Genomic DNA, 8,216 nt, shown 5'->3' on the forward strand with positions numbered 1-8,216 from the left:
TTCTCTTCGAAAGCATCTGTTTGTTCTTGTAGTTGAGGGTTGAATTGGCATTCTTTGCGGTGTTGCTTTAACCAGTATGATATCGTACCTTGGCCAAGGCCATATTCTTCAGTCAGACTCTTTTGTGTGCGCCCTTCTTCGAGATGAAGGCGTATAATCTTTTGTTTTAACTCGGGTTCATAGTATGGTTTTTTAGCCACTTGTCATCGCTCCCTTGATTTAGTATAACAAAATCCTATATCAAGGTGTTACAACTTTAGTTTACCAGGTCAGGTCGCTGCTTATTGTCGAGTTTCTACCGACAGTGATGAACAAGCTAGTAGTTACGAAGTGCAGATTGAACATTATACTGAATTTATTAAGAAAAATTCAGAGTGGGAATTTGCAGGGATCTTTGCTGATGATGGTATCAGCGGTACAAATACAAAAAATCGTGATGAATTTAATCGAATGATTGATGAGTGCATGGCAGGGAAAATTGATATGATTATTACCAAATCAATAAGCCGATTTGCTAGGAATACCTTAGACTGCCTACATTACATCAGAAAATTAAAAGATAAAAATATTGCGGTATATTTTGAAAAAGAAAATATCAATACACTGGATGCCAAAGGTGAAATTATGCTAACTATTATGGCTTCCTTAGCGCAACAAGAAAGCCAGTCATTAAGCCAGAATGTAAAGCTTGGTTATCAATACCGATACCAACAAGGAGAAGTAATGGTCAATTGCTCTAGGTTTTTAGGATATACCAAGGATGAGAATAAGCGATTAGTAATTGTGCCGGAGGAGGCTGAAATAGTTAAGAGAATTTACCGAGAATATCTTGAAGGCTCCAGTATGGATAAAATTAAAAAAGGACTTGAAGCAGATGGCATACTTACAGGAGCGGGCAAAAAAAGGTGGCATACCAGTACCATAAGGAAGATATTAAGCAATGAAAAATATATTGGTGATGCATTGCTCCAAAAAACTTACACAGTAGATTTTCTTACAAAAAAGAGGGTTGTAAATAACGGTATCGTACCTCAATATTATGTTGAGAATAGTCATGAAGCTATTATCCCGCGTGAAATTTTCATGCAGGTTCAAGAAGAGTTAGTTCGTAGAAGTAAAGGACATATAAGTACTAGTGGAAAGAAAAGAAACTTTAGTGCAAATCATGTATTTTCACAAATTATTTTCTGTGGAGAGTGTGGTGAAATATACCGTAGAGTTCATTGGAATAACAGAGGCAAAAAATCGATTGTTTGGAGATGTGTCAGTAGGCTTGAGAATACAGGGTTAGCTTGTCATTCTCGAACTGTACAAGAGGACATGATAGGCTTAGCTACGGTGGATGCAATTAATAAGCTACTTGGGCAAAAAGATGACTTTTTGATTACCTTAAAGGAAAATATAGAAACTGTGATAAGTGAAACGGACAATAATTTAGTGTATGAAATAGATAAAAGGCTCGAAGAATTACAAAAAGATCTTTTGCGATTGGCCAATTCTAAAGAAGATTATAATGATATAGCCGATGAAATCTATAGGCTTAGGGATGAAAGGCATAAAGTTTTAGCAGAAGAAGCCGGAAAAAAGGGTTCTAAGCAAAGACTAGAAGAAATGGTTGATTTCCTAAATGAACAACCCACCCTCCTTGAGGAGTATGATGAGCAACTAGTAAAAAAGCTTATAGAGAAAATAACGGTCTATGATGATAAACTTACTATTGAATTTAAATCTGGTGTTGAAATTGACATAGAAATATAAAATGGGTTTGACCGCCGATTAAGGGGCTGTGGCATCTTGGTCGGCGGTTTTTGTAATTAACTTATTACAATTACAAAATCATATTGACAACTATCGATATGTTTGATATTATTGTCATATCGAGAACATTCGATATCATTGATACATATAAATATAAAGGAGGTAATTTTATGAAGCATTCATATGCAGATTATGTTCCTGCAATTAAGGCTATGTCAGATGAAACACGGTTAAAGATTATTGATATGCTATCGTGTGGAGAAATGTGCGCATGCGATATATTAGAAGAATTCAGTATTTCTCAATCCACTCTTAGTTATCATATGAAGATTTTATCTGAAAGCGGCCTTGTAAATGCAGTACGTGATGGGGCTTGGATGAGATATACATTAAACAAGGAAAAAACGGATGAGGTTATAGCTTTCTTTACATGCATAACAAACGATAAAGAAGATTGTATTTGTAAAAAGAGCAAAAATAAAAAATCTGATAATCAATGTTGTTAAGGAGGATTTAGTAATGAAAAATATTGAGATTTTTGACCCAGCAATGTGTTGCTCGACAGGAGTTTGTGGCCCATCTATTGACCCAGAGCTGTTAAGAGTAGCAACTGTTATTAATTCGCTTAAAGAAAAAGGGATTATTATAAAAAGGCATGGTTTGTCAAGTGAACCTCAGGATTTTATCTCCAATAAAGTTATAAGTGAAATTCTACAAAAGGAAGGAGCAGATATTCTTCCTGTAACACTTTTAGATGGTGAAATTGTAAAAACTAAAAGCTACCCGACAAACGAAGAATTTTCGGCATGGTTAGGGGTGGAAATAAGCGCAAAAGCTCAAAAGAAGAGTGGTTGCTGCGGACCAAAGGGGTGCTGTTAAGATGTCAAAGAATAATTATGAGCCATTTAGTTTGGATGGGATAAATCTGACTAAGTATATGTTTTTCACAGGAAAGGGTGGTGTAGGTAAAACCTCAACCGCTTGTGCTGTGGCAGTAAATTTAGCTGATAATGGAAAAAGTGTTCTCCTTATAAGCACTGATCCTGCATCCAATTTGCAGGATGTTTTTAATACTGAGCTTGATGGCAAAGGTGTGCCGATTGATGGAGTGCCGGGTTTAGTTGTGGCAAATCTTAACCCGGAGGAAGCTGCCAGAGAGTATAGGGAATCGGTTATTGCTCCATATAGGGGGAAGTTGCCGGATAGTGTAATTGTAAATATGGAGGAACAACTCTCAGGTTCATGTACAGTTGAAATTGCAGCTTTTGACCAGTTTTCGAACTTCATCACTGATAAATCCACAGAGAATAAATACGATTATATTATTTTTGATACTGCTCCGACAGGGCACACACTTCGTATGTTGCAATTGCCATCAGCCTGGAGTAATTTTATTAGTGAAAGTACACATGGGGCGTCATGTTTAGGTCAGCTCGCTGGACTTGAAGATAAAAAGGATATGTATAAGAATGCGGTTGAAAACCTTGCGGATAAGGATAAAACAACTTTGATACTGGTCTCAAGACCGGAGGAAACTCCTTTGATTGAAGCTGAACGTTCAAGCCATGAGCTTAGTGACCTAGGGATAAACAATCAAGTTTTAGTTATCAATGGTATACTGAGTGAAGCAACTGACGATGTTTCGAGTAAAATGTTAGATAAGCAGCAAAAGGCTTTGGAAAATATGCCACAGGGTTTAAAAAAGTTTAAAATTTTCACTATACCACTTCGTTCTTATAACGTTGTAGGTATTGATAATATTAGAACATTTTTATACAGTGACGATTACGCAAAAAATAATATTTATAGCAAATCCTTAAATTTAAGACACCTAGATGTTCTGATTGAAGATATTTATAGGGCAGGTAAAAAAGTGATATTTACAATGGGTAAGGGCGGTGTTGGAAAAACAACTATTGCTGCAACCATTGCTGTGGCTCTTGCTAGAAAGGGTGTTAAGGTACATTTAACATCTACAGATCCAGCTGATCATCTCAAATATGTGGTTGAAGATACTGAAAATATAAAACTAAGCAAAATTGATGAAAAGAAGGAATTATTGCGATATCAAAATGAGGTATTAAGTAAGGCTCGTGAAACAATGAGCGAAGATGATATTGCTTATGTTGAAGAGGATTTACGCTCTCCATGCACACAGGAAATTGCAGTATTTAGAGCTTTTGCTGAGATTGTTGACAAGGCTGAAAATGAAGTTGTAATTATTGATACTGCACCAACGGGTCATACGCTTCTTTTGCTTGACTCTACACAGAGCTACCATAGAGAAGTGCAGAGAACCAAAGGTGAAACACCGGTATCTGTTCAAAGATTACTTCCAAGACTTCGGGATGAGAAACAGACAGAGGTTATAATTGTAACATTGCCTGAAGCAACACCAGTATTTGAAGCTCAGAGACTGAGTGATGACCTAAACAGAGCGGGAATTAATAATAAATGGTGGGTGGTTAATCAGTGCCTTTCTTTAACGAATACTAAAAATAGTATGTTAATAGCTCGCGCTGATGCTGAAAAGCAATGGCTAGAAAAAGTTAAGGAAATAAGTTCTGATAACTTTGTTGGAATCCCTTGGTTCCAGGATGCATCAATTGAAAGTATAGTGAACTGCTCTGGAGGTAGTAAAAGTGATGAATAAAAGTGATACTGGCTGTTGCTCTTGTGGCAGTGGTTGCTGCGGACAAGAACAGGAAAAAAGGCAGATTATAATTGATTTTCTTTATCTCGACCTAAGTGTATGTAAGAGGTGTCAAGGAACTGAAACTAACCTCTATGATGCAGTCAATGAAGTATCTACAGTATTAAGTGAGGCAGGATTTGAGATAGTAGTTAATAAGATTAATATAAATTCGAGGGAGTTAGCCATTAAACACCATTTTTTAAGTTCTCCAACAATTCGTGTAAATGCCAGGGATATTGCTCTTGAGGTTAAGGAATCTTCCTGTAAGGAATGTGGGGATCTGTGTGGTGACTCTGTGGATTGCAGGGTTTGGGTGCAGGATGGTATAGAGTATACGGAACCTCCAAAATCCATGATTATCAACGCAATTTTGAAAGAAGTTTATAGTGGCCATGGTTCAATCCCTTTATCAAATGAGAAATATGAAATCCCACAAAACTTAATTACATTTTTTGATAGCTTGGAAAGAAAGGAGGATTGATTTAACATGAGTAAGGAACAAAATAGTGGAATTGGATTTTTTGAAAAGTACTTAACCGTATGGGTTATTTTATGTATGTTTGCAGGGGTATTGATTGGAAAGTTTTTACCTGGAATACCAGCGTTTTTAGGACGTTTTGAATATGCAAATGTATCAATACCAATGGCGATTTTAATCTGGCTTATGATATATCCAATGATGCTAAAAGTAGATTTTCAAAGTATTAGAAATGTAGGCAAAAATCCCAAGGGACTTTTTGTTACATGGATAACCAACTGGTTGATAAAGCCATTTACTATGTTCGGCATTGCATGGCTGTTTTTCTTTGTAATTTTTAAATCTCTAATTCCGGCAGAATTGGCACAAGACTATCTTGCGGGAGCAATACTTCTTGGAGCAGCACCGTGTACAGCGATGGTATTTGTATGGAGTTATTTGACCAAAGGCAACGCAGCTTATACCGTCGTGCAAGTGGCAACAAATGATCTTATAATTCTCATAGCTTTCACGCCTATAGTTGCGTTTCTTCTAGGTGTGGGCGGCGTAACCATACCCTGGGACACTCTTATTTTATCTGTAGTATTGTTTGTTGTTATCCCGCTAGCTGGTGGCATAATTACCCGTAATTACATCACAAAAAGGCGAGGACTCGATTACTTTGAGAATAGCTTTATACCGAAGTTTGGGAATGTCACCACCATAGGTCTATTGCTAACATTAATAATAATCTTTTCATTCCAGGGCGATGTAATTCTGAATAATCCACTGCATATTGTTTTAATTGCTATACCATTAATTATTCAGACTTTCCTAATCTTTTTCATTGCATATCTAGCAAGCAAGGCTATAAAACTTCCTCATGAGATAGCAGCGCCTGCTGGCATGATTGGCGCCTCTAACTTTTTTGAACTGGCAGTTGCCGTTGCGATTGCATTGTTTGGAACACAAAGCCCAGCTGCACTTGCTACCATTGTAGGGGTTCTAACAGAAGTGCCTGTTATGTTGATATTAGTAAAGATAGCGAATAATACAAGGCACTGGTTTCCAGAAAAAAGCTAGAAAGGAGGTAATGCTTAATGAGTAATAAACTAAAGGTCGCATTTATATGTGTTCATAATTCATGTCGAAGCCAAATAGCCGAGGCACTTGGTAAGCACTTTGCAGGAGATATATTTGAAAGCTACTCTGCTGGCACAGAAACAAAACCTCAAATTAACCAGGATGCTGTGCGCCTAATGAAAGAGCTTTATGATATAGATATGGAGAAAACTCAACATTCAAAGTTGCTTGATGAAATACCTCCAGTAGATATTGTTATTACAATGGGGTGTAATGTGGAATGCCCTTACCTTCCATGTAAACACAGGGAAGATTGGGGGTTGGATGATCCTACAGGTAAGAGTGATGAGGAATTTAAAAAAGTAATATCAACAATAGAAACAAAAATAAAAGAGTTAAAAGCAAAACTAAAGTCATAATAATTATAACGCCAATTACAAATCTAGTAGTTGGCGTTATAATTATATATGTCGATATGTTCCCGCCTACCGATAGTGCAAAAAGTGCCTTTGACTTGTTTCCGACTACCGACAATGTAAAAGACATCAATCCACCCCGCTCGTTGCACGTTGAGAGCGTAGTATTGATAACAAGGAATGAAAAATAGTATCCTTGAAAAGGATGTAAATAAGGGCTTTTAAGATTCTAAGGATAAAAATATGACTTGAAAATAGGCACATTTTTCGGTTCTCGGAAACAAATCAAAGAGGCCGATTTTGAGTGCGACAGAGCGGATTAGATGTAGGTGCTTCACGACAGAGCAGGTTAGATGTTAGGGGTCAACGACAGAGCAGAATAGATGTTTTTTTAAAAATACAGGGTTGTGAGAGTAGGATGGATGTTAGAGTTAAAAATTTGAAGAATAGGCTAACCAACATGAACGAAAACTATAGACATGGTAATTATCCTGTTTGCAAATAACAATAATTTGGATACTTTTTTATTGAAAGGGAGCATTTTCGTGTGGTTTAAATTAGACTTGGATGGTATTATTTTTCAACTACAGATTCGCAAATATAGTTCTTTATCCGAAGAAGACTGGGATTCTCAATGGAGCAAATCAGACTTTTCGTTGACTTCAGATGCCTGGTTAAATTATTCAATACAAAATGCCGAAGTGTTTTTATCGTGTGAGATTGAGAAATTGGCAAATAATCTGGACAAATTGTTAAAGGACGAGTTAACTGAAATCACAGTAATGGAATTTGTCGAGCCAGATTTCAAGTTGATTTTCCATCCCAAGAAAGATTTGAGAAATGATCCTAAATACATCTATGTTAAAAAAGGCTGTGAAATAGTTGACATTACCATGGAATGGATTGTAACTTTTTGGAATGAGGGCTTAACAAATAATTATTTATCCGTCGAGTTTGATAGGGGCAACATATATTATCTTTCCAATTATTTGAATTTAATTATGGGTAATATTGATAAACATAGTAAAACTATTGACGATATGCTTGCAAAAGGAATTATTTTCTGTTAGCTATTAAGATTTGCAACTGGAGGTTTCATCGTGGCTGACAATAAAAGAATCCATTATATTCTGCCATTGCCTCCCAAACGAGAAAAGCGAGTAGGCATTTACTGTCGTGTGAGTTCAAACAGTACTGAAAAGCTGAAAAGTCTTATCGCCCAAGTATCAGCGCTAACCAGGTTAACTGCAGCTAATCCCAAATGGCTATTAGTAGATGCATATATAGACATTGCTTCAGGCAGGACGGGTTCTTCCCGTAAAGAATTTATCCGTTTGCTGCAGGATTGTAAATCGGGAGATGTTGAAATTATTTTAACAAAGAGCATTAGCAGATTTGGCCGAGATACGGTAGAAATTCTGGATTCATTGAACCAGCTAAAGGCTCACGGTGTTCGCGTTATATTTGACAAGAAGGGCTTGATACAGCCAATACAGATAATGATCTTATGATTTCAATTATAGAGTCAATTGCTCAGGCAGAAAAGACGGAGTCAACTTTTTGTAGGATATTTCTTTCCGACCACTCATCTTGGTTTTTAGATTTTAAATGACCCATGCTGTATACCTTTTAAACATCGAAACATAGGTATTACTTTCCCGCGGTTTAATATCGTCACATTCTTAAATTGTTCCTGTGTCTGTTTATAAATATTGACCTGGTAAACTAAAGTTGTAACACCTTGATATAGGATTTTGTTATACTAAATCAAGGGAGCGATGACAAGTGGCTAAAAAACCATACTATG

The 8,216-nt window shown here is 36.6% G+C and carries 10 protein-coding genes and 1 pseudogene; 10 read left to right on the forward strand and 1 reads right to left on the reverse strand.

The annotated features are described in order from the left end of the window. Positions 1–200: transposase (locus tag BR02_RS0112215; protein ID WP_031517508.1), on the reverse strand; the 200-nt coding region annotated here is incomplete at its 3' end. A 70-nt stretch (positions 201–270) separates the two neighbouring features. Here BR02_RS0112215 and BR02_RS0112220 point away from each other — a divergent pair. The 10 genes and pseudogenes from BR02_RS0112220 to BR02_RS14500 all read left to right on the forward strand — a co-directional run. Beyond that, a pseudogene (locus BR02_RS0112220) lies at positions 271–1,758 on the forward strand (recombinase family protein); the annotation flags it as partial. A gap of 170 nt (positions 1,759–1,928) precedes the next feature. After that, positions 1,929–2,264 carry an ArsR/SmtB family transcription factor gene (locus BR02_RS0112225; RefSeq protein WP_015009204.1) on the forward strand — a complete coding sequence of 112 codons (336 nt, stop codon included), beginning with the start codon at positions 1,929–1,931 and terminating at the stop codon, positions 2,262–2,264. 13 nt (positions 2,265–2,277) lie between these two features. Then, positions 2,278–2,637 carry an arsenite efflux transporter metallochaperone ArsD gene (gene arsD / locus BR02_RS0112230; protein ID WP_031517511.1) on the forward strand — a complete coding sequence of 120 codons (360 nt, stop codon included), beginning with the start codon at positions 2,278–2,280 and terminating at the stop codon, positions 2,635–2,637. Position 2,638: 1 nt separating this feature from the next. Then, positions 2,639–4,411, forward strand: coding sequence for an arsenical pump-driving ATPase (arsA, locus tag BR02_RS0112235; RefSeq protein WP_031517512.1), 1,773 nt, complete (start codon positions 2,639–2,641; stop codon positions 4,409–4,411). After that, positions 4,404–4,934, forward strand: coding sequence for a DUF2703 domain-containing protein (locus tag BR02_RS0112240; protein WP_031517513.1), 531 nt, complete (start codon positions 4,404–4,406; stop codon positions 4,932–4,934). The genes arsA and BR02_RS0112240 overlap by 8 nt, the downstream gene beginning before the upstream one ends. A 6-nt stretch (positions 4,935–4,940) precedes the next feature. Further along, complete coding sequence (arsB, locus tag BR02_RS0112245; RefSeq protein ID WP_031517515.1) at positions 4,941–5,993, forward strand: ACR3 family arsenite efflux transporter; 1,053 nt, start codon at positions 4,941–4,943, stop codon at positions 5,991–5,993. Positions 5,994–6,010: 17 nt separating this feature from the next. Then, positions 6,011–6,412, forward strand: coding sequence for an arsenate reductase ArsC (locus tag BR02_RS0112250; protein WP_014097261.1), 402 nt, complete (start codon positions 6,011–6,013; stop codon positions 6,410–6,412). 301 nt (positions 6,413–6,713) lie between these two features. Further along, positions 6,714–6,914 (forward strand): hypothetical protein, encoded by a 201-nt coding sequence (locus BR02_RS15790; RefSeq protein WP_207641034.1) that lies wholly within the window; start codon positions 6,714–6,716, stop codon positions 6,912–6,914. 58 nt (positions 6,915–6,972) lie between these two features. Then, entirely contained in the window at positions 6,973–7,479 is a 507-nt protein-coding gene (locus BR02_RS0112255; RefSeq protein WP_169738617.1) for a WapI family immunity protein, read from the forward strand. Between the two features lie 30 nt (positions 7,480–7,509). After that, positions 7,510–7,920 (forward strand): recombinase family protein, encoded by a 411-nt coding sequence (locus tag BR02_RS14500; protein ID WP_238442472.1) that lies wholly within the window; start codon positions 7,510–7,512, stop codon positions 7,918–7,920. The last annotated feature ends 296 nt before the right edge of the window (positions 7,921–8,216 follow it).

The sequence above is a fragment of the Desulfofalx alkaliphila DSM 12257 genome (assembly GCF_000711975.1).
Taxonomy (GTDB): Bacteria; Bacillota; Desulfotomaculia; order Desulfotomaculales; family Desulfohalotomaculaceae; genus Desulfofalx; species Desulfofalx alkaliphila.